General features: G+C 63.1%; 26 protein-coding genes. 13 read left to right on the top strand and 13 right to left on the bottom strand.

Translation table 11 applies throughout. The annotated features are described in order from the left end of the window. The first annotated feature begins 38 nt into the window (after positions 1 to 38). Entirely contained in the window at positions 39 to 932 is an 894-nt protein-coding gene (serB, locus tag ABD884_RS07440) for a phosphoserine phosphatase SerB (RefSeq protein WP_345041774.1), read from the top strand. A gap of 104 nt (positions 933 to 1036) precedes the next feature. Here serB and ABD884_RS07435 read toward each other — a convergent pair whose 3' ends face one another. Together ABD884_RS07435 and ABD884_RS07430 are read right to left on the bottom strand one after the other, a co-directional pair. Beyond that, positions 1037 to 1786, bottom strand: a complete 750-nt coding sequence (locus ABD884_RS07435) for an SDR family oxidoreductase (protein WP_345041767.1) — start codon at positions 1784 to 1786, stop codon at positions 1037 to 1039. Positions 1787 to 1952: 166 nt separating this feature from the next. Then, positions 1953 to 2678, bottom strand: coding sequence for a beta-ketoacyl-ACP reductase (locus tag ABD884_RS07430; protein WP_345041763.1), 726 nt, complete (start codon positions 2676 to 2678; stop codon positions 1953 to 1955). 174 nt (positions 2679 to 2852) lie between these two features. Here ABD884_RS07430 and ABD884_RS07425 point away from each other — a divergent pair, with 174 nt between their 5' ends. The 4 genes from ABD884_RS07425 to ABD884_RS07410 are packed head-to-tail and all read left to right on the top strand — an operon-like array spanning position 2853 to position 4955. Further along, positions 2853 to 3350 carry a DUF3099 domain-containing protein gene (locus tag ABD884_RS07425; RefSeq protein WP_376953910.1) on the top strand — a complete coding sequence of 166 codons (498 nt, stop codon included), beginning with the start codon at positions 2853 to 2855 and terminating at the stop codon, positions 3348 to 3350. Further along, positions 3347 to 3631: a hypothetical protein gene (locus tag ABD884_RS07420; RefSeq protein ID WP_345041754.1), complete on the top strand. Its 285-nt coding sequence runs from the start codon at positions 3347 to 3349 to the stop codon at positions 3629 to 3631. The genes ABD884_RS07425 and ABD884_RS07420 overlap by 4 nt, the downstream gene beginning before the upstream one ends. Then, a complete protein-coding gene (locus ABD884_RS07415) occupies positions 3632 to 4486 on the top strand; it encodes an SURF1 family cytochrome oxidase biogenesis protein (RefSeq protein ID WP_345041747.1) in 855 nt (284 codons plus the stop codon). Continuing rightward, positions 4470 to 4955 carry a YbaK/EbsC family protein gene (locus tag ABD884_RS07410; protein WP_345041740.1) on the top strand — a complete coding sequence of 162 codons (486 nt, stop codon included), beginning with the start codon at positions 4470 to 4472 and terminating at the stop codon, positions 4953 to 4955. Before ABD884_RS07415 ends, ABD884_RS07410 begins: the two co-directional genes overlap by 17 nt. A gap of 33 nt (positions 4956 to 4988) precedes the next feature. Here ABD884_RS07410 and ABD884_RS07405 read toward each other — a convergent pair whose 3' ends face one another. Beyond that, positions 4989 to 6224, bottom strand: coding sequence for an integrase catalytic domain-containing protein (locus ABD884_RS07405; RefSeq protein WP_345034695.1), 1236 nt, complete (start codon positions 6222 to 6224; stop codon positions 4989 to 4991). A 155-nt stretch (positions 6225 to 6379) separates the two neighbouring features. Between ABD884_RS07405 and ABD884_RS07400 the strand changes: the two genes are divergently transcribed. Beyond that, complete coding sequence (locus tag ABD884_RS07400) at positions 6380 to 6823, top strand: SRPBCC domain-containing protein (protein WP_345041735.1); 444 nt, start codon at positions 6380 to 6382, stop codon at positions 6821 to 6823. A 15-nt stretch (positions 6824 to 6838) separates the two neighbouring features. Here the strand turns inward: ABD884_RS07400 and ABD884_RS07395 are convergent, their stop codons facing one another. Further along, entirely contained in the window at positions 6839 to 8437 is a 1599-nt protein-coding gene (locus ABD884_RS07395) for an ABC-F family ATP-binding cassette domain-containing protein (RefSeq protein ID WP_345041716.1), read from the bottom strand. A gap of 270 nt (positions 8438 to 8707) precedes the next feature. Between ABD884_RS07395 and ABD884_RS07390 the strand changes: the two genes are divergently transcribed. The 4 genes from ABD884_RS07390 to ABD884_RS07375 all read left to right on the top strand — a co-directional run bounded on the left by ABD884_RS07390 (position 8708) and on the right by ABD884_RS07375 (position 11672). Next, positions 8708 to 9499: a hypothetical protein gene (locus tag ABD884_RS07390; protein WP_345041709.1), complete on the top strand. Its 792-nt coding sequence runs from the start codon at positions 8708 to 8710 to the stop codon at positions 9497 to 9499. 154 nt (positions 9500 to 9653) lie between these two features. Continuing rightward, a complete protein-coding gene (locus tag ABD884_RS07385; RefSeq protein ID WP_345041704.1) occupies positions 9654 to 10268 on the top strand; it encodes a biotin transporter BioY in 615 nt (204 codons plus the stop codon). A 34-nt stretch (positions 10269 to 10302) separates the two neighbouring features. Next, positions 10303 to 11052: an energy-coupling factor ABC transporter ATP-binding protein gene (locus tag ABD884_RS07380; protein ID WP_345041698.1), complete on the top strand. Its 750-nt coding sequence runs from the start codon at positions 10303 to 10305 to the stop codon at positions 11050 to 11052. Next, entirely contained in the window at positions 11049 to 11672 is a 624-nt protein-coding gene (locus tag ABD884_RS07375; RefSeq protein WP_345041690.1) for an energy-coupling factor transporter transmembrane component T family protein, read from the top strand. Before ABD884_RS07380 ends, ABD884_RS07375 begins: the two co-directional genes overlap by 4 nt. Here the strand turns inward: ABD884_RS07375 and ABD884_RS07370 are convergent. From ABD884_RS07370 to ABD884_RS07335, 8 genes are all read right to left on the bottom strand, one after another. After that, complete coding sequence (locus ABD884_RS07370) at positions 11669 to 12865, bottom strand: thiolase family protein (RefSeq protein ID WP_345054675.1); 1197 nt, start codon at positions 12863 to 12865, stop codon at positions 11669 to 11671. The genes ABD884_RS07375 and ABD884_RS07370 overlap by 4 nt on opposite strands. 37 nt (positions 12866 to 12902) lie before the next feature. Beyond that, entirely contained in the window at positions 12903 to 14330 is a 1428-nt protein-coding gene (locus tag ABD884_RS07365) for a class I adenylate-forming enzyme family protein (protein ID WP_345041686.1), read from the bottom strand. A gap of 183 nt (positions 14331 to 14513) precedes the next feature. After that, entirely contained in the window at positions 14514 to 14846 is a 333-nt protein-coding gene (locus ABD884_RS07360) for a metal-sulfur cluster assembly factor (protein ID WP_028267329.1), read from the bottom strand. A gap of 14 nt (positions 14847 to 14860) precedes the next feature. After that, positions 14861 to 15655 (bottom strand): Fe-S cluster assembly ATPase SufC, encoded by a 795-nt coding sequence (gene sufC, locus ABD884_RS07355; protein WP_028267330.1) that lies wholly within the window; start codon positions 15653 to 15655, stop codon positions 14861 to 14863. 38 nt (positions 15656 to 15693) lie between these two features. Then, positions 15694 to 16050 carry a non-heme iron oxygenase ferredoxin subunit gene (locus ABD884_RS07350; RefSeq protein WP_028267331.1) on the bottom strand — a complete coding sequence of 119 codons (357 nt, stop codon included), beginning with the start codon at positions 16048 to 16050 and terminating at the stop codon, positions 15694 to 15696. Between the two features lie 25 nt (positions 16051 to 16075). Next, positions 16076 to 17404, bottom strand: a complete 1329-nt coding sequence (sufD, locus tag ABD884_RS07345) for a Fe-S cluster assembly protein SufD (RefSeq protein WP_345041662.1) — start codon at positions 17402 to 17404, stop codon at positions 16076 to 16078. 2 nt (positions 17405 to 17406) lie between these two features. Beyond that, positions 17407 to 18882: a Fe-S cluster assembly protein SufB gene (sufB, locus tag ABD884_RS07340; protein WP_345041658.1), complete on the bottom strand. Its 1476-nt coding sequence runs from the start codon at positions 18880 to 18882 to the stop codon at positions 17407 to 17409. Positions 18883 to 18893: 11 nt separating this feature from the next. Continuing rightward, positions 18894 to 19679 (bottom strand): helix-turn-helix transcriptional regulator, encoded by a 786-nt coding sequence (locus ABD884_RS07335; RefSeq protein WP_345054672.1) that lies wholly within the window; start codon positions 19677 to 19679, stop codon positions 18894 to 18896. Between the two features lie 137 nt (positions 19680 to 19816). Between ABD884_RS07335 and ABD884_RS07330 the strand changes: the two genes are divergently transcribed. The 3 genes from ABD884_RS07330 to ABD884_RS07320 are packed head-to-tail and all read left to right on the top strand — an operon-like array spanning position 19817 to position 22552. Continuing rightward, positions 19817 to 20782 carry an ABC transporter ATP-binding protein gene (locus tag ABD884_RS07330; protein ID WP_345041652.1) on the top strand — a complete coding sequence of 322 codons (966 nt, stop codon included), beginning with the start codon at positions 19817 to 19819 and terminating at the stop codon, positions 20780 to 20782. Beyond that, the gene (locus ABD884_RS07325) at positions 20779 to 21549 is read left to right on the top strand and encodes an ABC transporter permease (RefSeq protein ID WP_345041643.1); all 771 of its coding nucleotides are present in this window, start codon (positions 20779 to 20781) and stop codon (positions 21547 to 21549) included. The genes ABD884_RS07330 and ABD884_RS07325 overlap by 4 nt, the downstream gene beginning before the upstream one ends. Before the next feature lie 58 nt (positions 21550 to 21607). After that, on the top strand, positions 21608 to 22552 hold the full coding sequence (locus tag ABD884_RS07320) for a COX15/CtaA family protein (RefSeq protein ID WP_345041638.1): 945 nt from the start codon (positions 21608 to 21610) through the stop codon (positions 22550 to 22552). Positions 22553 to 22894: 342 nt separating this feature from the next. Here ABD884_RS07320 and ABD884_RS07315 read toward each other — a convergent pair whose 3' ends face one another. Next, positions 22895 to 23857 carry a heme o synthase gene (locus ABD884_RS07315; protein WP_345041633.1) on the bottom strand — a complete coding sequence of 321 codons (963 nt, stop codon included), beginning with the start codon at positions 23855 to 23857 and terminating at the stop codon, positions 22895 to 22897. Between the last annotated feature and the right edge of the window lie 187 nt (positions 23858 to 24044).

Here is a 24044-nt window from a genome sequence, read left to right as displayed (position 1 = left end):
ATTCGGGCGGCGCTACTACGCTGGCTAAGATTGCAGCCATGAGTTCGAACTTGACCGCGGTCAGCTATGGCGTGAATTTGTCCCCTTCGGAGCTTGACCACTTGCGCAAGGTGCTGGCCGGTTCGGGGGCTTCCTTCACGTCTGAGTCGCGTTCCGGGGACGAGCGTTTCGGGGTCTACATCCTTGGCCTGGCCGTTGACGGGACCACTGCTGCCGATTTGTCCGGCATTCGCCGCCTGGTCGCCGACGCCGCAGCTCCGGGCATGGACACTGCGATCGTCGCCGACGCCCTGCGCGACGCAACACGTAAGTTCCTGATCATGGATGTCGATTCCACCCTGATCCAGCAGGAAGTCATCGAACTGCTTGCCGCGCACGCCGGCAAGCGCGAGGAAGTAACGGCCGTCACGGAGGCAGCAATGCGTGGCGAGCTGGATTTCGCGCAGAGTCTTCACGCCCGCGTCGCGGTGCTCGCAGGACTACCGGCCGCCGTCGTCGACGCGGTGCGGGCCGAGGTGCGCCTCAGCGAAGGCGCGGCGGAACTCGTTGCCGCGTTCAAGGCTGCCGGGCATGCGGTGGCGGTGGTGTCCGGGGGCTTCAACCAGATCCTGCAGCCCATCGCGGAAAAACTCGGGCTGGATTACTGGATCGCCAATGAACTCGAGATCGTCGACGGCGTGCTGACAGGCAAGGTGCTTGGCGACGTGATCGATCGCGCCGCCAAGGAGAAGTACCTTCGCGAGTGGGCCGCTGCCGAAGGGATCGACCTGGAGCACACGATTGCCGTGGGCGACGGAGCCAATGACCTTGACATGCTCGGCGCAGCGGGCATCGGCGTCGCCTTCAACGCCAAGCCAGCCGTGAGAGCGGTGGCTGATGCCGCCATCAATATGCCGTACCTGGACGCGGTCCGCCATATCGCGGGCGTCTAGCTGGAATTCATGCACCACAGAAGCAACACAAGAGCGGCCCGGGACTGGGCGATTCAGCCAGTCCCGGGCCGCTCTTTACGCCCTAATTTATGCGCTAAAAAATTTCAGGCGCTTTTGCCGAAGTAGTCGGCGCCGCCAACGTATTCAGTGTGGCCGCTTTCGACGTCGGCAGTAACCATCTTGGCGACCTCGGCGGCGAATTCCTCGACGGAGTACAGCTTGCCGGCCTCGGCACGGCGGGCCTCGATCGCGCCAGGGTTGGAACGGTCGAGCAACGTTGCCGTCACGGTGCCCTCGATCATGTCCCCGGAAACAACCACCAGGGAGATGCCCTTCTCGGCGAGGTTCGGGAGCAGTCCACGCAGTGCGTCTTCGCCCGCGCGCTTGCTGCGGGCAACCGGCTCGTACTCGGGCATCGTGGGAACGGTCTCCACGAAGTGCGCCTGGTGGCTCGTGACGAAGACCACGCGGGAACCTTCGGGCATCAGCGGAACTGCGGCGTTGAGCATGTTGATCTGGGCATCCCGGTTCAACTTGAGGGCGTAGTCCCCCTCCATGCCGGATTCCATGCCGCCCGAAGCGTTGAGTACCAGGACGTTGAGCGAACCGAATTCCTCCATGGCGGCGCTGGCCAGCGACTGGACACCTTCCTGGGTGGTCAGGTCCGCGCCCACGGCGACAGCCCGGCCGCCAGCCGCCTGGATCTCGCCTACCACCTTGTTGGCCCGCGGGGCCTTTTGACGGTAGTTGACGACGACGGCGGCGCCCTCGCCAGCCAGGATTTTGGCTACTTCAGCGCCGATACCGCGTGAAGAACCGGTGACGATCGCCGTCTTGTTGTCCAGCAGTCCCATTCATGCTCCTTTATTCAAAACGTCCAACTTGTTCAAAACATCCAAGTTCTATTAGCCCCGAGTCAATCATGCCAGCGGGATCCCTGATGACGCCTGTGGAATCCCCACAAAGAACCCCGGGGCAGGTTTAGTAGTCCAAGCCCTGACTTGGCCGGCAAAGCGGGCCCTAGTGGCCCATGCCCAGGCCGCCGTCCACGGGGATCACGGCACCGGAGATGTACGCGGCTTCGTCACTGGCAATCCAACGGACCACGTTGGCGACCTCGGACGCTTCGGCAAAGCGCCCCGCCGGAACACTCGCCAAATAGGCTTTCTGGGTCTCTTCCGGAAGTTCTGCAGTCATGTCCGTGTTGATGAAACCCGGGGCCACGACGTTCGCTGTGATGCCTCGGCTGCCGAGTTCGCGGGTCAGGGAACGGGCGATGCCCACCATGCCCGCCTTCGACGCCGAGTAATTGATCTGTCCCGGGGCACCGTAGAGACCCGACACGGAGGAGATGAGCACAACCCGCCCCTTGCGCATGCGGATCATGCCCTTCGAAGCCCGCTTAATGACCCGGAAGGCACCCGTGAGGTTGGTGTCGATGACAGAAGTGAAGTCGTCCTCGCTCATCCGCAAAAGAAGTGTGTCCTTGGTGATCCCCGCGTTGGCAACCAAGACTTCAACGGGACCGTGGGCAGCCTCGACCTCCTTGAACGCCGCGTCAAGGGAAGCCTCGTCCGTCACATCGGCCTTGACGCCAAGAATGCCCGCGGGAAGGGCGGTTTCACTGCGGTACGTCACGGCAACTTTGTCTCCATTGGCAAGGAAGGACTCTGCGATGGCCAGGCCGATCCCGCGGTTTCCGCCCGTGATGAGGACACTGCGGGGCGTTGATACTGCTTCAGACATTTGGTCTCCGGAGTTCCGCGGCAGCGTAGCGCCGCTTGAAGGTGGCTAATTTCCTGCATCGATCTTAGCCGCCGGAAGCCTCTGGCCCCTGGCGGCGGTTTCCCGCGCAGTTTGGGCGCCCCGGTTCCATGGTGAGAGAATTGGGAGAAGCCGTTGGAGCGTGATGAATCAGCCGTGACAAAAGATAACAGTCCCCTGCAGCAGGCGCCCGGAGACCCGGACGCCGTCTCAGGTGACCCTGTGGTGCACAGCATTACCGATGCAGCTGCCGCCCATTCGGACGACATGCGTGAACGGATGATCAAGTACGCCGTGGCCATGGGTATCCGCTTGGTATGCCTCATCCTCATCTTCGTGGTTGATGGCTGGTTCAAGATCATCGCCGTCGCCGGGGCCGTATTCCTCCCCTGGATTGCCGTGGTGATTGCCAATGGCAGCGACAAAGCCGAAGTCCACAGCGATGCCCTGCTGGACTACGTTCCGGCCGTCGAACTGGAAGCGTCCCCCTCCGGGGAAGCGGAAGGCCCCACGGCCTCCGCCACGGTCTTGGAGGGCGAACTTATTGACGACGACGCGCCCCGCCAGGACGGTTCCGGCACGGAAGCTGACGATATCCAGGGGAGCGATGCGGTGAATTCTCCGCACAGCGGGGAAGAACAGGCGGCTTCATGAATATCTTCACAACGGGCGGCGCCGGCCTGGAGAACCAATACGATGCCGGTCATCGTCCGTCGCCCCCGGCGGTGTGCTCCCGCAAGGCCTGCCGCGCCGAAGCAACGTGGCAACTCTTGTGGAACAACCCCCGCATCCATACCCCCGAGCGCCGCAAGGTGTGGCTGTCCTGCCAGGAGCACCGGGAATGGCTGGAGGACTACCTCCAGACCCGCGGCCTGTGGAAAGGGACAATACCTTTCGATCCCGGCACCACCACCGACCCAGGCGAGGTCCGCTGAATGTACCGCTTTCTCTTTTCCAGCAAATGGCTGGGCTACTTCGTTCTGGCGGTGATCTTCGCTGCGGGCTGCGTTTTCCTCGGCCGCTGGCAAATGGATCGCAGGGCGGAGACGTTGGCGGAGATCAACCGGGTTGTGACGAACTATTCGGCCACTCCGATTCCCTTTTCTGCCGCCAAAGCAGAGTTCCAGTCCCTGAATCCCGAGCGGGAATGGACACAGGTGGAATTGCATGGACGCTATGACACTTCCGGCCAACGCGTCGTCCGCAACCGTCCCCTCAACGGCCAGCCTGGCTACGAAGTAGTGGTGCCGTTCCGCTTGTCGAGCGGCGAAGCCGTCGTGGTGGACCGCGGCTGGTTGCCTATCGGGAACAATACTCCCGGCCACCCAGACAGCATCCCGGCCCCCCCGGCCGGTGAGGTCACCGTCGTCGCGCGCTTGAAAGCCTCCGAACCGGACCTGGGTCGCGGCGCCGTGGATGGCCAGCTGGCCTCGATCGATCTCCCTTCCTTCGCCACGGAACTCGGATACCCCATACTGACCGGCGCCTACGGGCAACTCGCCACTGAGTCCCCCGCCGTCCAGTCGATGCCCGCACCGTTCCCCAAGCCGGCCACGGATGAGGGCACGCACTTGTCCTATTCCCTGCAGTGGTTTGCGTTCGGCGTGCTGATGTTCGTCGGTTTCGCTTATGCGGCCAGGCAACAGGCCCGCAATGCGCAGATTGATGCCGAGGATGAGGACGAAGAAATCAGTGCGTTGCCCCGCCGCACCGCACCTGCGCCTCGGAAGTCAAAGCGGCCAACAGCCGAAGAAGAGGAAGACGCGATCCTGGATGCCCAAGGCTACTAAGATGGTCCCCACCCCGGTCCTGAAGGTTAAATTGGCCCTGACGGCGGCCGGCGCCCAAGACACGGTGTGCACCTTCGACGACGAAGTCCCCACGGCAGTCGCGGCAGCTTCCTTGTTGGGATGCGACCTCGCAGCGATCGCCAACAGCCTGGTCTTCGAGCTCGACGGCGCTCCGCTGCTGATTCTCGCAAGCGGAGCGGCGAAGGTGGACACCTCCCTGGTGGCGGCTACCTTGGGGACAGCCAGGATCCGCCGGGCAAGCCCCGGTTTCGTCTTGGAACACACCGGCCAGGCGGTCGGCGGAGTGGCTCCTGTCGGCCACCCGCGACCCATCCGGACCATCCTCGACGTGACCCTGCAAGCTCACCCGATCCTTTGGGCAGGAGCTGGGGACCATACCTCCATGTTCTCCATCAGTTACAGCGAACTCCAACGGATTACGGCCGCGCAGCCACTGCGGGTCCGCTAGGCCTCTTAGGCCTGGGCCGCGTAACGACTCATGTCAAGATGCTCGCGAAAGTGTTGTGCGTGCCTCATCTATTTGTGCTCGCGTGGATGAGTCCTCCAGGGCCTGTGTTTTCGCTGCGGCGAGGGCGATCAGCTGGGTCTGGATTTTGGTGATGCCCCGGGTGAGGTCGGCCGGGTTCGTGATCTCCATTAGTTGAGCGAGTTCGGCGGCTTTGGCTGTGGTGAGGATCCCGGAATCGACGACGCGCTGGTACGGGGTCCGTGGCTTGTCGTAAATGCGGGTTTTCTTGCCGTGTTTGTTTGAGCGCCAGCCGGTTGCTTTGATGGTGGCGGTGAACAGGTTCAGCCGGACCCGGACGAGGTCGTAGAGGGCGTTGAGGAGTTTGAGCTCGGCGGTGGTGTCGTAGCGGTAGTGGAAGGCATGGCGGCGGACCACATCACCGTTTTTCTGCTCGACGTGGGCGTTGTCGTTGGACTTGTACGGCCGGGAGCGGGTGAAGTAGATGTCTTTGTCACCAGCCCAGGCGATCAGGGCGTAGTTGATGAATTCCCCGCCGTTATCGGTATCCAGACCGACCAGGGGGAAGGGCAGCCGGGCCACGACTTCGTCCAGGGCCGGGAGCACCCATTTATGCGCCCCGTTGCGGACCGCGACGTTCTCGGTCCAGCCGGTGAAGACGTCCGTGGCGGTCAGGGTCCTGGCGAATTCACCGGCCAGGGTGGGCCCGCAGTGGACGACCATGTCCGCTTCGATGAACCCCGGCGCCTGTTCGTGTTCGTCCCCTGCCTTGCGGACCGTGATGGAGTTCCGCAGCAACGGCCCGGCCTTCGTCGCGGACAACCCTTTGGGCCTGTCCGCGTCCTTCGTGGGCTTAAGCAGCCGGTCGATCGTCGCCCCGGAGACCTGCATCAGCTGCGCCGCCACTGCCGGTGTCAGTCGCTTGGCGTCCAGTTCCCCGAAGGCCTGAAGCTTGGGCAGCCAGAGGTCCATGGTCGCGGCCAGGTATTTGCCCGATGGCATCCCGGCCAGCCGCCACACACAGATCAGGACCTTGAGGGTGTCATAGCCATACGTACGTCCCCGAGGCCTGCGCGTTACCGGTTTCGCCCGGCCTTTTCGCGCACGGGCCGTGGCCAATGCGCGGCGGGCGTTTGCCCGGGACCATCCCGTAACAGCCACGAGCTCGTCGAGAACCACGCCTTTGGCTTTCTTGGACGCCTTCGCATAATCGGCTGCGTACTTCTTCGTGATTTCCCTACGCGTTGCCATCGACAGGTCCATCCCTCATCGTCACCGCCGTGCCCGTAGCGGCCCGTGATTTCGCGAGCGTTTCCCAAATGAGGCATGCACCCCGTTTCGCGAGCACTATAGGTGAGTCTCGTCGGGCCATTGATCCGGTGCGGCGTGGCGCTAGGCTGGTGCCCATGGCTGAATACACCTACGTCACGTACATCGAAGGAACTGCGGACCAGATTTGGGCGGCCCTGACAGACGCAGCCCAAAGCGCCGAGTACTGGGGCCACGCCAATGTCTCGGACTGGAAGGCAGGCTCACGCTGGGAACACCAGCGCACGGATGGCTCCGGGACCGCGGACGTAGTAGGAACCATCTTGGAGGCGACGCAGCCCCTGCGCCTTGTGAACACCTGGGAGGACCCAACGGTCCCGGAGGTAGTGAAGCCCGACGTTGTCACCTTCACCATCGAGTCACACGACAGCATTGCCAGGCTAACGGTCCATCACAGGAACATCGCCGACGAAGAACAATTGGCGATTGCAAGCCGCGGCTGGTCGGCAGTCCTGTCGAACCTGAAAAGCTACATCGAACTGGGCCGTCCCCTCGCGTCGGTTCCGTGGGAAATGCCCTGAGCCCGAAGGAACTGCCTAGGCGAGGGTAATGAGGTCCAGGTAGTCCTCGTTCCAGTGGTCCTCGACGCCATCCGGAAGCAGGACCACCCGTTCGGGGTTCAGCGCTTCCACGGCGCCCTCATCGTGGCTGACGAGGACGACGGCGCCGGAATAGTTACGCAGCGCGCCCAGGATCTCGGCGCGGCTGGCCGGGTCGAGGTTGTTGGTAGGCTCGTCCAGGAGCAGCACGTTGGCGCTTGAGGCCACGATCGTGGCGAGCGCCAGGCGCGTCTTCTCACCACCTGACAGCACACCTGCCGGCTTGTCGACGTCGTCGCCCGAGAACAGGAAAGAGCCGAGGATCCCACGGACCTCCGCGTCCTTCATGTCCGGAGCGGATGAACGCATGTTCTCCAGGACGGTACGGTCATGATCCAGGGTTTCGTGTTCCTGCGCGTAGTAGCCCACTTTGAGGCCGTGGCCGGGGAGGATTTCGCCCGTGTCCGGTTTGTCCACTCCTGCGAGCATGCGCAAGAGGGTGGTCTTTCCCGCGCCGTTGAGGCCCAGGATGACCACCTTGGAACCGCGATCGATCGCCAGGTCAACATCGGTGAAGATTTCCAATGAACCGTAGGACTTGCTCAAGCCTTCCGCAGTGAGCGGAGTCTTGCCGCAGGGAGCAGGATCCGGGAAACGCAGGGCTGCCACGCGGTCATTCTCGCGGACCGCTTCCAGACCGCCAAGCAACCGCTCGGCCCGCTTCGCCATGTTCTGCGCCGCTACGGCCTTGGTGGCCTTGGCGCGCATCTTGTTCGCTTGGTCCATGAGGACCTGCGCCTTCTTCTCGGCGTTGGCACGCTCACGCTTGCGGGCGCGCTCGTCGGTTTCACGCTGCTGCAGGTAGCGCTTCCAGCCCATGTTGTAGAAGTCGATCTGCGCCCGGTTGGCATCCAGGTGATAGACCTTGTTGACCGTGGCTTCAAGGAGTTCCACGTCGTGGCTGATCACGATCAGACCACCCTGGTGCCCCTTGAGGAAGTCGCGGAGCCAGGTGATGGAGTCCGCGTCGAGGTGGTTGGTGGGTTCGTCCAGGAGCAGTGTTTCAGCATCCGAGTAGAGGATCCGGGCCAGCTCAACGCGACGGCGCTGGCCGCCCGAAAGTGTCTTGAGGGGCTGGTTCAGGAGTCGCTCCGGAAGGGACAGATTGGAAGAAATAGCCGCGGCTTCGGCTTCGGCTGCATAACCGCCTCCTGCGAGGAATTCGCTTTCCAAGCGGTCATAGCGGTTCATGGCCTTGCGCTGCACTGTGGCGTCTTCGCTGGACATATCCGCTTGTGCCTGCTTCAGCTTGCCGACTACCACGTCCAGACCGCGGGCAGAGAGGATACGGTCGCGTGCCAGCTGTTCCATGTCCGGGGTCCGGGGATCCTGTGGCAGATAGCCAATCTCTCCGCTGCGGGCAACCTTGCCCGCAGCGGGCAAGCCCTCACCGGCCAGGACACGGGTGAGGGTCGTCTTACCCGCACCGTTCCGCCCGACCAAGCCGATCTTGTCCCCCTTGTCCACGCGGAAGCTGACCTGGTCCATGAGCAGGCGGGCGCCTGCGCGCAGTTCGAGTTCCTGGACGGTAATCAATTCGGGGGATGCCTTTCAATGGGGAACACCCGCAGCACGGAGTTCATCGGTGCAGCTGAGGCGAGGGAGGGCCGAGCGATCGGCCTTGACAATTCTACCGCCCGCCGCGTCCCGCGCTTGCCAGGACTAAGACGCCTGTACACGATTCCAGAATAGTAAGCACCCTTGCTACTAGTTCCGGCGCGTGGTTAGGTGGAATCGGGACCGCCGGAGCCCTCATGTTGCAGCTCAGGCATGAGTCCGGTTGGACGATCGCTAGGGAGAGTCTCGATGAGCAGCACAACAGGATCCGAAGGCAGGCACCTCCGGGACGACCGCGGCCAAGCCGGAATCCCGGACGCCGTCGAACCGCGGGACGAGCAGGTTGGTGAAGTGCGGCGAAATGAACCCGGCTACGTAGACGACACGAGCTATGTCGATGAGACTAGCAACTATGGCGTGGCTCCCGCCGCATACGACCCACGTGCCGCCACCCGCGAGACGGTCATTGCACGGGAAAAGGAACAGTTCGGCGGAATCAAGATCGGCTCCGCCTTCTTCGGCTGGCTGACCGCCACTGGAATGGCAGTGCTTCTCATTGCCATCCTGGCAGCGGCCGGCGTGGCGGTCGGCGTGGCGGTCGGACTCGCAAACAACACGAACGTCAACGATGCAGTGAACCAGGCGGGTTCAAAGACGGCGGGCATCGCAGGCGTGATCGCCCTCTTGGTGATCCTGTTCCTTTCCTACTACTCCGGCGGCTACGTCGCCGCTCGCATGGCGCGATTCAATGGTGTCAGGCAAGGCTTCATGGTCTGGCTCTGGGCAATTATCGCGGCCGTCCTGGTGGCCCTGCTTGGCCTGATAGCCGGACAGCGGTTCAATATCCTCGCTAACCTCAACAGCTTCCCGAGGATTCCAGTCAATGAGGGACAGTTGAGCACCACCGGCATCATCGCCGCCCTCATCGTGGCCGCAGTGACCCTGATCGCGGCCGTATTAGGCGGCCTGGCGGGCATGCATTACCACCGCAAGGTGGACCGCGCAGGTTTCACCCCAGCGGAGGAGTCCGGGGAGGACTGATCAGGACGCCGCCCACAACGGGACCGTCCTTTGTACCTTGACGCCAATGCCTCGCTCCGACACTCGTGGACACCCTACAAAATAGTGTCCTTGGCTGCTCTGTAATCTCGGTTCCAGGGGACTTACTCCGCCCCGGCATCAGACAGGACACACCATGAGCAGCATCAAAACCGCAGCTACGGGACGCACCAGTGCCCGCAGCCGCTGGACCTCTACGGACATCGGCCTCATCGCCGTCTTCGCGGCCTTGGTGGCCGCTTCAACCATGGTCCCGGGAATTCCCGTAGGAGCCCTCGGCGTCCCGATCACTCTGCAGACCCTCGCCGTCATGCTCACCGGACTTGTGCTCGGCGGCGGCCGGGCGTTTGCCGCCGTCGGGCTCTACACCCTGCTCGGTTTCGCCGGACTGCCGATCTTTAGCGGGGGCCGCAGCGGGCTCGGCATCCTGGCAACCCCATCAGCCGGCTACATCATCGCCTTCCCGCTTGCTGCCGCAGCTGCCGGGTGGTTGGCTGCCCTCGTGATCCGCAAGACGGTGAAGTACCGCGCGGTGTTCCTGTTTGCGGCGGCCATGATCAGCACCATCGTCCTCGTCCATGGCCTCGGAGTGCTTGGCTTCATGGTCAATGGAAAGTTCGACTTCGCCAAGGCATTCCTGGCCGACCTGCCCTACTACCCGGGCGACACCATCAAGAATGTCCTGGCAGCAATCATCGCTGTCTCCCTGCACCGGGCCTTCCCGGACATCCTGGTCCGCCGCGTCAAATAGACGCGGCACCACAAAGAGCGGGAACAATCCATACATGAACACCATCATTCTGAGTGACGTCTCCGTGCGGGTTGTCGTCGATGGCAGCCACACTCCCAAGACCTTGTTGCAGGACGTCTCGCTGAATCTGAGCGAGCGGCGCATCGCCGTCATTGGGGCCAACGGCTCCGGAAAATCCACCTTGCTGCGCCTGCTCAACGGCTTGGTAGCTCCCAGCGAGGGTGCCGTCACCGTCAACGGCGCGGACAGCATCGGAGACGTCCGCCGGGTCCGTAGCCAGGTGGGATTCGTCTTCACCGATCCCCTATCCCAACTGGTCATGCCTACCGGCCGGGAAGATGTTGAATTGTCCCTGCGGCGTTCCATCAGGAACTCCAAGGAGCGTGCGGCCCGCGCCGAAGCAGTCCTCGAACGGTTCGGCCTCCTGAAACTAGCCGATCAAAGCATTTACGAACTCTCCGGCGGAGAACGGCAGCTGCTCGCCCTCGCCGCGGTCCTCGCGGTGAATCCCGCAGTGTTGGTCCTCGATGAGCCTTCAACGCTGTTGGACCTGCGCAACCGGGAACTGCTCCGGCGCACGCTTGCCGGCCTGGAACAACAGATCATCATGTCCACCCACGACCTCGAGCTTGCCCTCGAAGCGGATCGCGCGTTGGTGGTGGACGAGGGACGGATAGTGTTCGACGGCAGAGCAGCCGACGCCGTCGAACACTACCGTGCACTCTGCGCCCAGGCAGTGGAGCCCGGCGAAGCTGCCCTTCAGGGAAGAGTGCAGGCGACGTGAGGAGCCGCGGGGTCCTCATCCCCCACTATGTGCGCGGCGACTCGATCGTGCACCGCACGCCCTTGTGGCTCAAGTTCCTCTTGGTTGCAGGCTGCGGCCTCGCCTCGTTCTTGATTGTCGATTGGCTCGTCTCGGCCGCGGTCCTGGCCGCGATGTGCGCGCTCTTCCTCCTGAGCGGCGCAGGCTTCAGACGGCTCGCGCATTCCGTGTGGCTGGTGACGCCCATCCTTCTGGTCATCGGCGCGTTCCAATGGTGGCAGCTGGGCGGCCCGGTCGCCGCCCGGATCGTGCTCAACGTGCTCGTCTGTGTCGTCGCTGCATCGGTGCTGACGGTCACGACTCCGGTGCAGGCGCTGCTCGACGGGGTGGTAGCCCTGTCCAAGCCGTTCAAGCGCTTCGGCGCCGATCCCGAGCGTTTCGCACTGACCATAGCCATTATGCTGCGGAGCCTTCCGTTCATCGCGGGAGCATTCTCCGATGTCCGTGACTCCGCCCGTGCCCGCGGTTTGGAACGAAATCCCCGCGCTTTGGTCTTGCCGGTCTTTATCACCACGGTTGCGTATGCGCGACAGACCGGCGACGCCTTGGCCGCGCGCGGCCTGGGAGACGCCGAAGACTAATCGCCCCGCAGCTGGACGTACCGGAACATGGCGGCCGTGCCCATCCCACCCGCGATGCTGATCATCGCCAGGGCCAAGCTCTCCCGGCCTGGCTGCCGGCCGGCAAAAGTGCGGGCTTGCGCCAGGATCCGGGTCACCAACACGGCCCCGGACGCACCATAGCCGTGCCCCAAAGCCAAGGCCCCGCCGTCGAGGTTCGCCCGTTCGGGATCGACCCCCAGAACGTCAAGGCAGGCGAGGGTCTGCGAAGCGAATGCTTCGTTGAATTCCACGAGGTCCAGTTCCCCGGGCCCCAGTCCAAGCCCGGCCAGCAGCCGCTTGGCTGCCACCGAGGCTCCGATGCCCAACAGTTCCGGGTCCACCCCTGCCGTGTCAGTGCCCAACACGAGCAGTCCGTCGGCGGCACCCAGTGCCTGCGCCCGCTCCAACGAGGTGATCACGACGGCGGAGGCCGCGTCCGCGTCGAAGCATGAGTTTCCGGCCGTCACCGTTCCGCCCGGCACGAATGCAGCGGGAAAGCGTGACATGAGCCCGGCCTTGAGCGATGCGCGGGGTCCGTCATCGGCCTCCACCACGGCACCACCGGCATCCACGGGAACAATTTCAGGGCCGAAGGCGCCGGCGACTTTGGCGGCGACGGCTCGCTGATGGCTCCGCAAGGCGAAGTCATCCTGCCGCTCGCGAGTGATGCCGAACTCCCGCGCCACATTTTCGGCCGCGACGCCCATGTCCGGGTCGCCAAACTCCGGCGGCACAAAGGTGGCGCGCGTGAAAAAGTCCGGTGCGCCGTCGGGGTCCGGGTTTCTCCGGGCACGCAAGGGCGCCGTACTGATGCTTTCCACTCCCCCGGCCAAGTAGATTCCGTTGCCGCCCGCTGCCACCAGCCGGGAAGCCAAGGCAATGGCGTCGAGACCGGAACCGCACTGCCGGTCCACGGTCAGCCCGGGAACCTCCACCGGCAGTCCCGCTTGCAATGCGGCGTACCGGGCCAGGTTGCCGCCACCACCCACGGCATTGCCGATCACGACGTCGCAGACCGCCGCGTCGGCAACACCCGTGGCTGTCAGGAGGGAGCGGAGGACGGGAGCGAGGAGTTCCTCTGCCCGCATCGACTTCAGTTGGCCGTAGGATCGGCAAATGGGTGTCCGCAGGGCAGCAATAATGACGGGCTGGCGCGAAGGAACCGGCACCATCCCCTGCCTGCCGCTGGACAACGGGCTAGACAAGCCGCTAAGCAAGGGGCCTCAGCCGCGGATCGTTGTTCTTGATCCAGTCCAGAAGGATCTGGCGGCTGACCTTTCCGCGGTCCGTCACCGGCAATTCGGAGAGCGCGAAATACTGCTGGGGCCGCTTGTCCCGCGCGAGCAAGCCGTCCAGGCCCGTCTTCACTTGGGTTGCCGTCACCGAACCGTAGGCGGGGAGGATCCCTGCCACCACTTTCTCCCCGCGTACCTCGTCTGGCATTCCAGCAGCGACAGCCGCCGAGACTCCGGGAACCGAGGCCAGGGCAAGCTCCACCTCGTGGGGATAAACGTTCTTCCCCGACGTGATGATCATGTCCGATCGCCGGCCAAGGATATGCAGGACCCCGGCGTCCACGTAGCCTTGGTCCCCCACCGTGTACCAGCCGTTGAAGCAGCGCAGCGCCTGGCCGTCATCTCCCCACAAATAGCCATTGCTGACCATGCCCGAGCGGACGGAGATGTTGCCGTGGGCCCCCTCGGCTTGCTCCGCGCCGCCGTCGTCCATGATCTTGAGTTCGACGCCGGGAAACGGCCCGCCGATCCCCGTACCGCCGGCGTCGAGCGGCTCCCCGGCAGCAAGGCGCGTCCCCGAAACGAAACTGAGTTCGGAGGCACCGTAATATTCGAAGATCGCCGCGTTGGGGGCCCAACGCCTGGCGGCCTCCAACGTGCGGGCGTCCAGTTTCGAGCCAGCGCAGATGATGCTGCGCAGCCCAGAGGCGTCCACACCCCCAGCCAAGCCGCGTTCGCTCAAGAGGCGCAGCACGGTGGGCGCCAGGACCAAGCGCGTAACGCCGTCGTGGCTGATGGCTGCATGGGCATCGCCGACATCGAAGGTCTCCAGCGTGTGAAAAGCCGCCCCGGCATACAGGCATTCCGAGAGTGCATACAGGTTCAAGCTCGCGGCGAGGGGCCCGGGGGCCAACGTTCTATCCTCCGGTGCCAGCCCGAAGAATTCGATGGAGGCATCAAACGAGAGTTGCCACGAACGCCGCGAACGGGTGAAAGCTTTGGGAACGGACGTGGTTCCGGACGTCAGGCCTATCAGGAACGCGGAGTCGGGCTGGCCGTCAAGCAGTTCACCGCCGCCGGCAAACGCCTGGGCAGCAGCCAACCCCGCACTATTGCCTCGCTGCGCTTCACCGATCCGCTGGGCAACATCGTCGAGCATGGGCTGCGGCCACAACGGGTCGAGTACGGCGCAGCACCGTTCGCCAGCTACGGCGGCCACGTAGTCCACCACGAAGTCCAGGGAATTGGGCTCGGCGAGAATCGTCGTCGCTGCCGTCTCCACGAGGCGCACGGTTGCCGCGTCCCGCAGCTCCGTCCAGCTGAGGCGTTTGCCGCCCACGACGACGGCAGTGTCGTCGGGGCGCTCGTCGGCCCAGAGTTGAAGTTTGTTCAGAAAGGGCATCATCGAATCTTAGCCGCTGACGAATCCCCGGGCCCTTCTGTGACGTCTATCGCTCCTATAGCCCCCTTTGGGGCGTCAAGACAGCGAAAGGGCCGGCGGCTGGGCCTACGCCGGCCCCCTTCCAACACACGACGACGGCCGGTCTCGTTCCGCGGGGGAGGAGACCAGCCGTCGTCGTTCTTGCTAGATATTGAAGCCGAGGGCCCGCATCTGGTCCTTGCCGTCATCGGTGATCCGCTCGGGACCCCATGGCGGCATCCACACCCAGTTGAGGCGCCAGTCGTCCACGATGCCGTCGAGCGACTGGCCGACCTGCTCTTCAAGCACATCCGTCAGCGGACATGCCGCAGTTGTCAGCGTCATATCGATGAGCAGTGCGCCGTCGTCCTCCGAGTACTTCAGACCGTACAGCAGCCCAAGGTCCACCACGTTGACACCGAGTTCCGGGTCAATGACATCCTTGAGCGCCTCCTCGACGTCCTCGAGGCTGGTGCGAGCCGCTTTGATTTCGGTCATGGCGGGAGTCCTAACTAGGCCTGTGCTGCTGCGGCAGCAGCAATGGTGGCTGCGCCGGCGCCCGTGGCGTAACGGTCGTAGCCTTCTTCTTCAAGACGGTCGGCCAATTCGGGGCCGCCCTCTTCAACAACCTGTCCGTCAACAAACACGTGAACGAAGTCCGGCTTGATGTAGCGCAGGATGCGTGTGTAGTGGGTAATGAGCAGCGTGCCCATGTTTCCCGTCGCGTGGGCGCGGTTAACGCCCTCGGAAACCACCTTGAGCGCGTCGACGTCGAGGCCGGAGTCGGTCTCGTCCAACACGGCGAACTTCGGCTTGAAAAGTTCCAGCTGGAGGATCTCCACGCGCTTCTTCTCCCCACCGGAGAAGCCTTCGTTGACGTTGCGCTGTGCGAAGTCGGCGTCGATGCGCAGCTGCTGCATGGCCGCCTTGACGTCCTTGGTCCAGGTGCGCAGGGCCGGTGCTACGCCATCGATTGCGGTCTTTGCGGTGCGCAGGAAGTTGGTCATGGTGACACCCGGAACCTCTACTGGATACTGCATGGCGAGGAAGACGCCTGCACGGGCACGCTGGTCGACGCTCATGGCCAGAACGTCTTCGCCATCGAGCGTGATGGTGCCGCTCGTGACGTTGTAGCGCGGGTGGCCGGCAATGGTGGACGCCAAAGTGGACTTACCCGAACCGTTGGGGCCCATGATCGCGTGGGTCTCGCCGGTCTTGATGGTCAGGCTGACGCCCTTCAGGATCTCTTTGGTGCCCTGCTCCGTCTCGATGCTGACGTGCAGGTCCTTGATCTCAAGAGTAGACATGCTCTTCTTTCTTTCGTAAGTCTTTAGGCACTTGGCGCTCAGTAGTTCTGTACCGAGGCGCCGTTCACAACGTTGGTCACGTCCACGTAGACGTCGTCGCCATCAAGGGTGACGGCGAAGACGGGGACGGGGTCGTAGGCAGGGAGCTGCAAGGGCTGTCCGGTGCGGAGGTCGAACTGGGAACCGTGGCCCCAGCATTCGATCGCGCAACCTTCGATTTCACCCTCGGCGAGCGAAATATCCGCATGCGAGCAGGTGTCGCCGATGGCGTGGATCTCTCCCATCGAGTCCTTGACGATGGCTATGGGGTAGTCATCGATCAGGATGCGCAGCGCCTGCTTGACCTGGATCTCGTTGGCGTTGCATACCAGTTCGCCTTGTGGCTGATCGCTCATAGTCTGTTTCCCTGCCTGGCTTCTATTAGTTGTCGCTCGCAGCGAGCTCACGTTCAACAGCTTCGGTCAGGCGCTCTTCGAGTGCCGGCACCTTGATCTGCTGGATGATCTCGTTGAGGAAGCCGCGGACCACCAAACGGCGGGCGACGTCTTCCGGGATTCCGCGCGCCATGAGGTAAAACAAGTGTTCGTCATCGAAGCGGCCGGTGGCGCTGGCGTGGCCGGCACCCTCGATCAAGCCGGTTTCAATTTCCAAGTTCGGCACGGAGTCGGCGCGTGCGCCGTCCGTGAGGACCAGGTTGCGGTTGGCCTCGTAGGTATCGGTGCCTTCAGCCTCCTTGCGGATCAGGACGTCGCCAACCCACACTGTGTGTGCATTGCGGCCCTGCAGGGCGCCCTTATAGAGCACGCGGGACTTGCAGTTGGCCACCGCGTGGTCAACGAAAAGCCGCTGCTCGAGGTGCTGGCCTGCGTCGGCGAAGTACAAGCCGAACATCTCGACGTCGGCGCCCGTCGCCGTGAAGCGGGTCGAGGGCGTCACGCGGACAACGTCGCCGCCGAGGCTGACAACAATGTGCTTGAACTTCGCGTCGCGGCCGATCTTGGCCTGCTGCGAGGAGGCATGCACGGCGTCGTCGTTCCATTCCTGGACCGAGATGACGGTGAGTTCCGCGCCGTCCTCCACGAGGATTTCAACGTTCTCGGACACGACGGCGCTGCCCTGGTGGTCGAGGACGACTACACCCTTGGAGAACCGCTCTGCCACGATCACGATGTGCTGCGCGGAGGCTTCAGTGGAGGTGCCGGTGAGCAGCACGGACACTTCGCCGTCGAGCCGCAGTTCGGCAGGCACCGTAATGACGGTCGCCTCGCTGAAGTTCTCCCAGGCGTTCGCGGACACGCGGTCCTCCGGGATGGCCGCCAGGCCGATGCGCTTGTCGTCCCGTCCCACGGTTTCGACGACGACGCCTTCAGGGGCGGTTACGGCGACGGAGGGCGCCGAACCGCTGAGGACCTCGCTGTGAAGTCCACGAAGGCGCTTGAGCGGAGTGAAGCGCCAGTCCTCTTCCAGCCCGGTGAGGGGCTTGAAGTCAGCCACCTTGTAAGAGGTCAGGCGACCTGCGCGCGAGCTGTCGGGAATGCCGACACCGCCCCCGTGGGAGTGGCTCTTGGCCGAGGCTCCGGCAAGAGGACCGGCCGACGGCGCCTGTTTGGACGCCTGCTCGGAGGTAGTCGAAGTGTTGGTTCCAGTGTTGACCGGCGAGAGGTTCTCGCCCTCTTCGGTGAAGCCATCAATAAACGGCTGTGCCGACGGCGCGCCGATGCGGGCCTTCTCAGTAGTAATTTCAGTCATTGCTAACCGACGGATCCTTCCATCTGCAGTTCAATCAGGCGGTTGAGTTCAAGGGCGTATTCCATCGGCAACTCACGGGCAATCGGCTCAATGAAGCCGCGCACGATCATGGCCATGGCCTCGTCCTCGGGCATACCGCGGGACATCAGATAGAAGAGCTGCTCCTCACTGACTCGGGAAACGGTGGCCTCGTGACCCATCACCACATCATCCTCGCGGATGTCGATGTAGGGATAGGTATCGGAGCGGGAAATGGTGTCCACCAACAAGGCGTCGCAACGCACGGTATTGGCGGAGTGCTTGGCGCCTTCGCGGACCTGAACAAGGCCTCGGTAAGCTGCACGTCCGCCACCGCGGGCCACGGACTTGGAGATGATGGAGCTCTTGGTGTTCGGCGCGATATGGACCATCTTCGAACCGGTGTCCTGGTGCTGGCCTTCGCCGGCGAAGGCGATGGAAAGTGTCTCACCCTTGGCGTGCTCGCCGACCAAGTAGACAGCCGGGTACTTCATGGTCACCTTGGAGCCGATGTTGCCATCGATCCACTCCATCGTGGCGCCCTCTTCGCAAATGGCGCGCTTGGTGACCAGGTTGTACACGTTGGTGGACCAGTTCTGGATGGTCGTGTAACGGACGCGGGCGCCCTTCTTCACGATAATTTCCACCACGGCGGAGTGCAGCGAGTCCGAAGTGTAGATCGGGGCGGTGCAGCCTTCGATGTAGTGGACGTAGGAGTCCTCGTCCGCAATGATCAGGGTGCGCTCGAACTGCCCCATGTTTTCCGTGTTGATGCGGAAGTAGGCCTGCAGCGGGATGTCCACACGGACGCCCTTGGGGACGTAAACGAAGGAACCGCCGGACCACACAGCCGTGTTCAGCGAAGCGAACTTGTTGTCGCCCACCGGGATGATGGTCCCGAAGTATTCCTGGAAGATCTCCGGGTGCTCGCGAAGTGCCGTGTCGGTGTCCAGGAAGATGACGCCCTGCTTTTCCAGGTCTTCACGGATCTGGTGGTACACCACCTCGGACTCGTACTGCGCGGCCACACCGGAAACAAGGCGGCTGCGCTCCGCTTCCGGGATGCCCAGCTTCTCATAGGTATTGCGGATGTCCTCGGGGAGGTCTTCCCACGTGGCAGCCTGCTTTTCGGTAGAGCGCACGAAGTACTTGATGTTGTCGAAGTCGATGCCGGAGAGGTCTGCACCCCAGGTGGGCATGGGCTTGCGGTCGAAGTACTTCAAACCCTTCAAGCGCAGGTCCAGCATCCATTCCGGCTCGTTCTTCTTGCCGGAAATGTCACGCACGACCTCTTCGCTGAGACCCCGGCGCGCGTTGGCGCCGACGTCGTTCTTGTCGGACCATCCGTACTCGTAGGTGCCAATACCGTGCAGCTCGGGATTCTTCTCCAGAATCTCCGAGATCACAGCACCGTCAGCTAGCGCTTTCTCTGCTGTTCCTTCAGCTAATTGACCCGTCATCACGGCCTTTCTTACTGATTGTTGGATTCGACATGGGGCGTGGCCCGCAGCTTGGGAAGCCCGAGGGCCTCCTTGGCGGCTGGCCTGCCAGTAGGAATGTGGGTGGTGCAGACATGTCCGCCCTGCGCGAGAGTGGAAAGCCTGCGGACATCGACGCCGACCAAACGGGAAAAAAGTTCGGTCTCAGTGTCGCAAAACACGGGAAATTCCGCTGCAAGTTGCTGGATGGGGCAATGGCCTTGGCACAGCTGGACGCTGGAAAGCGCGGCAGGCAAAGGCGACTTGGTCTCAATCGACGCAGCGGAGGCGACGTAGCCGTCCCTGCTCAGTGCCTTGGACAGTGCCCCAGCGCGGGCCGCGATGTCGGAACCCGCTGCATCAACTTCGGGTGCGTAGCGCTGCTCCATCTCGGCAAAGCGCTCTACCGCATAGTCCCTGACAGCTTCTTCGCCTCCAAGGTCCCGCAGCCGCCGCAGCGCCGAACTGGCAATGTTCAGGTAGTCGTCTCCGAGCTTCGACTGGCCCTGGGAGCTGAGGACATAGCGACGGGCCGGGCGGCCTGCGCCGGCGCCGGCCTTCGCGACACGCTTGACCTCGATAACCCCGGCTCGCTGAAGGTGATCCAGGTGCCGGCGAACCGCCGCGGGAGTGAAGCCCAGCATGTCGCCGAGTTCAGCCGCGCTGACAGGGCCGTGCTCCAACACCGCGTTGAGAACACGGTCTCTCGTGCGGTCTTCCGCATCAGCCACTCCCGCGGCGGTGCCGCCGGGCATGGGCATGACTGCGCCATACCGCATTGCGGGCACGGAAACAGAACTCGTCATGGAATACACAACACAATCATGTCGTAATTTAGTCCATGCATCCAGTAAGGCAAGGCTGGCCTGCAGCGCAGTGCCCACCGCATCCCTACTACTTCACGTAGAATACTCTGGTGCGATCCCCCGAATCCCCTGTCCTCAATATCGACGGACTCATCAAGGACGTCGGCCCGCTGGCTTCCCTTGACGGCAAAATGCTCCGGGTGGTCAGCGGACTGTCAATGTTTGCAGAACGCGGCCAGATCACTGCCTTGCTTGGTGCCAATGGCGCGGGCAAAACAACGACGCTCGAATGCGCGCAGGGCCTTCAAAAGCGCACCGGCGGTCGTATTGAACTCCTCGGCGACGACCCCGACACGGCCGGAGCAAACCTCCGTTCACGCGTCGGCGTAATGCTTCAGGACGGGGGCCTCCCGCCGTCGGCCCGGCCCATCCCCTTGCTTCGGCACATTGCCGGCATGTACCAGAACCCCCTTCCCTTGGAAGAGCTCGTTGAACGCCTGGGCATCGATACATTCAGCCGCACGGGGATCCGCCGCTTGTCCGGCGGGCAGAAACAACGGCTCTCGCTTGCAGCCGCCCTGATCGGCAATCCCGAAGTCCTCTTCCTGGACGAACCCAGTGCGGGGCTCGATCCCCAGTCCCGCCAAATCGTCTTCGAACTGATCGCCGAACTGCGGGATGCGGGCATGGGCATCATTCTCACCACGCACCTCATGGACGACGCCCAGCGACTCGCGGACTACGTGTACATCATCGACGCCGGCCGCAATGTCGCCCAAGGCACCGTTGCCGAGCTGCTGAGCCACGGACACGAAGACATGGCCGGGATAACGGAACGCACCCTGCTGTTTGACGCTCCCGCGGGTCTCGACATCGCGGCAGCCATCGGCAACGAACTGACCATCACGGAAAGCCGGGCAGGCAGCTACGCGGTGGTCGGCACCCTGACACCGGAACATTTGGCGAAGCTCACTGCCTGGTGGGCGGAGAAGGGCATCATGCCTGCGTCCCTTCGTCTGGAGGCACGCAGCTTGGAAGACGTCTTCTTGGACATCTCCGGAAGGGACATCCGATGACACCCGCGATAGTCACAACACCCCACGCCGGACCGGCTCCCCTGCTGCGTAGGATCCTGCTCCAAGGCCGCTACGAAACATTGACCATGATCCGGAACGGCGAACAGCTGATCCTCGCCGTCATCATGCCTTTGTTGGCCTTGGTGGGGCTCACAGTCACCCCGCTCCTGGATGGCTTGGGAGACAGCCGCGTGAACATCGCGGTACCCGGCATCCTGGCCTTGTGTGCGATGTCAACGGCATTCACCGGCCAAGGTATCGCCACTGGCTTCGACCGCCGCTACGGCGTCCTCCGTTTCCTCTCCACTACACCTTTGGGCCGGACCGGCCTCATCGCAGGCAAGATCATCGCTGTCCTGGCTGTCTTGGTCCTCCAAGTCCTGGTCATCGGGGCCGTTGCGGCATTGCTTGGCTGGCAGCCACGGCCGGAAGGCTGGCTTCCGGGCCTGGGCCTGTTGGTCCTCGGAGCCGCCGCCTTCACGGCGCTGGGCCTCTTGGTTGCCGGAACGGTACGCCCGGAGGCGACCCTCGCCATCACCAACCTGCTCTGGATTCTGCTCGGTGCCCTAGGTGGAATCGTGGTTCCCGCCGAGCGTTTGCCCGCGCTTGCTCAGAGCATCGTACATTTCCTGCCCTCGGGCGCCTTGGGCCAGTCCCTCCGGGACGCTTTTCTCCATGGCAGCGTCTCGTGGCCCTACGTCCTGGTGCTGCTGTTGTGGACGGTCATCCCCGGTGCAGCGGCCGTCCGCTGGTTCAAGTGGAATTGAGCGTCTGCCCTGGAACCGAACCGTCAACTGGAACTGAGAATTCAGAATTGAGAACACTGTGAGCACGGATTCCCGCCTCCCGAAATCCATCCGGCAGATGGCCGCCAAGCTGCCTACGGAAGTCAACAGCACCGTGCGCAGGCTGGCGATGTTGTCGTTGATCGGCCAGACGATCCTTGTGGTGACCGGCGGTGCGGTCCGGTTGACATCTTCAGGGCTCGGCTGCCCGACGTGGCCACGCTGCACCAACGGTTCGCTGGTGAATACTCCGGAGATGGGCATCCACGGCTTCATCGAATTCGGTAACCGGATGCTGACCTTCGCTTTGGCGGCCGTTGCCGTCTTAACGCTGGTCTACTTATGGAACCTCCGCAAGCACCGGCGGGACCTTTTCCTTCTGGCTTTGGGCCTGCTTGCCAGCATTCCGGCGCAGGCCATCATCGGCGGCATCACCGTGTTGTCCAATCTCAACCCTTGGGTGGTCGGACTGCACTTCCTCGTCTCCATGGCGTTGATTGTCTTCTCCACACTCTTGGTCAACCGCGCTTACGGCCGGACCGGCCGCTTCATGACGCGGCCGCTGGAATCGATTCCCGGCGCGATGAGCCCCGTCATGACCGCCGTCGCGTTCTTCTCCGCGATTGCCGTGTGCCTGGGTGTTGTAGTGACGGGCGCAGGACCCCACGCCGGCGATGCCAATGCACCGCGCAATGATCTCGATTGGGACCTCGTCTCACATATCCACGCTGTGCCCGCTTACCTCATCACTGCGGGAACCCTCTTTGCTGTTTACCTCGTCCTTCGCAAGGGAATCACCGGCCCGTTCCGGACGGCAACACTCACGCTTCTCGCTGTGACGGTCCTACAGGCGGTCATTGGCTTTACCCAGTACTACAACGGCATTCCGGCGCTCTTGGTGGGCGCCCACATGTTGGGTGCCGCCCTGCTCATGAGTGCGGCCACCAACGCGGCGGATGTGGCGCGCTTCAGCCCTAAGCGCTAGGGCGCACTCCTGCGCCCAACTCCCCGGCCGCGGGTTCAGACGCTCGCGCATTTATCCTGCGTCTTCACCCGACCCTCCATCAGATATGGGTTCCCAAACCCAAACGCTCCATCACATATCACGCCCCAGCCCAAACGCCCGATCCGATCGGGCAAAAATGACAACCCTCCCTCGCGCATGTGGACGTGTCACAGATGTGAGGGAGGGTTGTCATATGGGCTCAACTACATGAGCGTGCGTCGGACGATACGCCCTTATGTCTGAAGGAGGGTTTGTGTCTTTTAGCTGTAAAAAGTGAGCGGGCGTCCTCGGGTGACGCCGAAGATCGGGGAACCGGGCACGTCAGCCGCCGAGGATCGGGGAACCGATGAACGGGTCCACTGCGAGGGCAATGAATAGCAGGGTCAGGTAGCTGATGGATCCGTGGAAGACCTTCATGGCTCCCTTGTTCGAGACATCGCCGCCCTGGGCCCTGTTGTAGAGCGCATGGGATTCATACAGGAACCAGGCACCCGCGAGGACAGCCACGATCGTATACACCCAGCCAGCACCGCCTGCCGGCACCATAAGCAACGAGCACACCACCATAGCCCAGGCGTAGAGCACCACTTGCACGGAAACCACCTTGGCACCGGCGATGGCACCCAGCATGGGGACGTTGGCGTTGCGATAGTCCTCGCCATAGCGCATCGAAAGCGGCCAATAGTGCGGAGGAGTCCAAAGGAAGATCACCATGAAGAGTACGACGGCGGGCCACTCAACCGTGTTCGTAACCGCAGCCCAGGCGATGAGCACCGGGAAGCAACCTGCGGCGCCGCCCCACACGATGTTCTGCGCCGTGCGGCGCTTAAGGATCATCGTGTAGATGACAACGTAGAAAACAATCGCACCGAGACCGAGCCACGCCGAAAGCGGGTTGGCCCCGAACCAGAGGATGGCGATGGACGCGGCCCCAAGGATCCAAGCGAAGACAAGTGCTTCGCGGGGAGTGACTTCACCCGTCACGAGGGGTCGCTTTTCGGTGCGGTGCATCAACTTGTCGATGTCGCGGTCGATGTAACAGTTGAAGACCCCGGCACTACCGGCGGCGAAGGCGCCGCCCACCAAGGTGGCCAGTATCAATCCGATGGAGGGAAAACCCCGCTGGGCAAAGATCATGGTGGGCAGGGTACTGACTAGGAGCAACTCGATCACGCGGGGTTTGGTCAGTGCCAGATACGCCTTGAACTTACGGGGAAGTCCGCTCCTCGCCACAGCCGGGGAAGGATTGAGGGGCGTATCTGTTGTGCTCACGTTGGCAGTCACTCTGTTCTTTGCTCTGGTGTTCTCACAGCAGCCGTGCCTGCACGTCAAGGCACTTCAAAGTCCGGGGCACGCGGCGAAGCGTGCATTCGTATCCGGGCTTTCTTTCCATGCTCTCGATGCGTGCCTTGAATCTGTGCACTCGATCTCTGTGCATTCAATGGCGCACTGGCCGCTGCCGGCCTCCAGA

Source organism: Arthrobacter methylotrophus (assembly GCF_039539965.1).
Lineage (GTDB): Bacteria > Actinomycetota > Actinomycetes > Actinomycetales > Micrococcaceae > Arthrobacter > Arthrobacter methylotrophus.
Note: the sequence above shows the minus strand (reverse complement) of the source record. Positions and strands in the feature narration are given on the sequence as shown.

Coding starts and splice junctions, on each gene's coding strand:
- serB (WP_345041774.1), top strand. CDS start 39: ATGAGTTCGAACTTGACCGCGGTCAGCTATGGCGTGAATTTGTCCCCT.
- ABD884_RS07435 (WP_345041767.1), bottom strand. CDS start 1,786: ATGGGACTGCTGGACAACAAGACGGCGATCGTCACCGGTTCTTCACGC.
- ABD884_RS07430 (WP_345041763.1), bottom strand. CDS start 2,678: ATGTCTGAAGCAGTATCAACGCCCCGCAGTGTCCTCATCACGGGCGGA.
- ABD884_RS07420 (WP_345041754.1), top strand. CDS start 3,347: ATGAATATCTTCACAACGGGCGGCGCCGGCCTGGAGAACCAATACGAT.
- ABD884_RS07415 (WP_345041747.1), top strand. CDS start 3,632: ATGTACCGCTTTCTCTTTTCCAGCAAATGGCTGGGCTACTTCGTTCTG.
- ABD884_RS07410 (WP_345041740.1), top strand. CDS start 4,470: ATGCCCAAGGCTACTAAGATGGTCCCCACCCCGGTCCTGAAGGTTAAA.
- ABD884_RS07405 (WP_345034695.1), bottom strand. CDS start 6,224: ATGGCAACGCGTAGGGAAATCACGAAGAAGTACGCAGCCGATTATGCG.
- ABD884_RS07400 (WP_345041735.1), top strand. CDS start 6,380: ATGGCTGAATACACCTACGTCACGTACATCGAAGGAACTGCGGACCAG.
- ABD884_RS07390 (WP_345041709.1), top strand. CDS start 8,708: ATGAGCAGCACAACAGGATCCGAAGGCAGGCACCTCCGGGACGACCGC.
- ABD884_RS07385 (WP_345041704.1), top strand. CDS start 9,654: ATGAGCAGCATCAAAACCGCAGCTACGGGACGCACCAGTGCCCGCAGC.
- ABD884_RS07380 (WP_345041698.1), top strand. CDS start 10,303: ATGAACACCATCATTCTGAGTGACGTCTCCGTGCGGGTTGTCGTCGAT.
- ABD884_RS07370 (WP_345054675.1), bottom strand. CDS start 12,865: ATGGTGCCGGTTCCTTCGCGCCAGCCCGTCATTATTGCTGCCCTGCGG.
- ABD884_RS07365 (WP_345041686.1), bottom strand. CDS start 14,330: ATGCCCTTTCTGAACAAACTTCAACTCTGGGCCGACGAGCGCCCCGAC.
- ABD884_RS07360 (WP_028267329.1), bottom strand. CDS start 14,846: ATGACCGAAATCAAAGCGGCTCGCACCAGCCTCGAGGACGTCGAGGAG.
- sufC (WP_028267330.1), bottom strand. CDS start 15,655: ATGTCTACTCTTGAGATCAAGGACCTGCACGTCAGCATCGAGACGGAG.
- ABD884_RS07350 (WP_028267331.1), bottom strand. CDS start 16,050: ATGAGCGATCAGCCACAAGGCGAACTGGTATGCAACGCCAACGAGATC.
- sufD (WP_345041662.1), bottom strand. CDS start 17,404: ATGACTGAAATTACTACTGAGAAGGCCCGCATCGGCGCGCCGTCGGCA.
- sufB (WP_345041658.1), bottom strand. CDS start 18,882: ATGACGGGTCAATTAGCTGAAGGAACAGCAGAGAAAGCGCTAGCTGAC.
- ABD884_RS07335 (WP_345054672.1), bottom strand. CDS start 19,679: ATGCGGTATGGCGCAGTCATGCCCATGCCCGGCGGCACCGCCGCGGGA.
- ABD884_RS07325 (WP_345041643.1), top strand. CDS start 20,779: ATGACACCCGCGATAGTCACAACACCCCACGCCGGACCGGCTCCCCTG.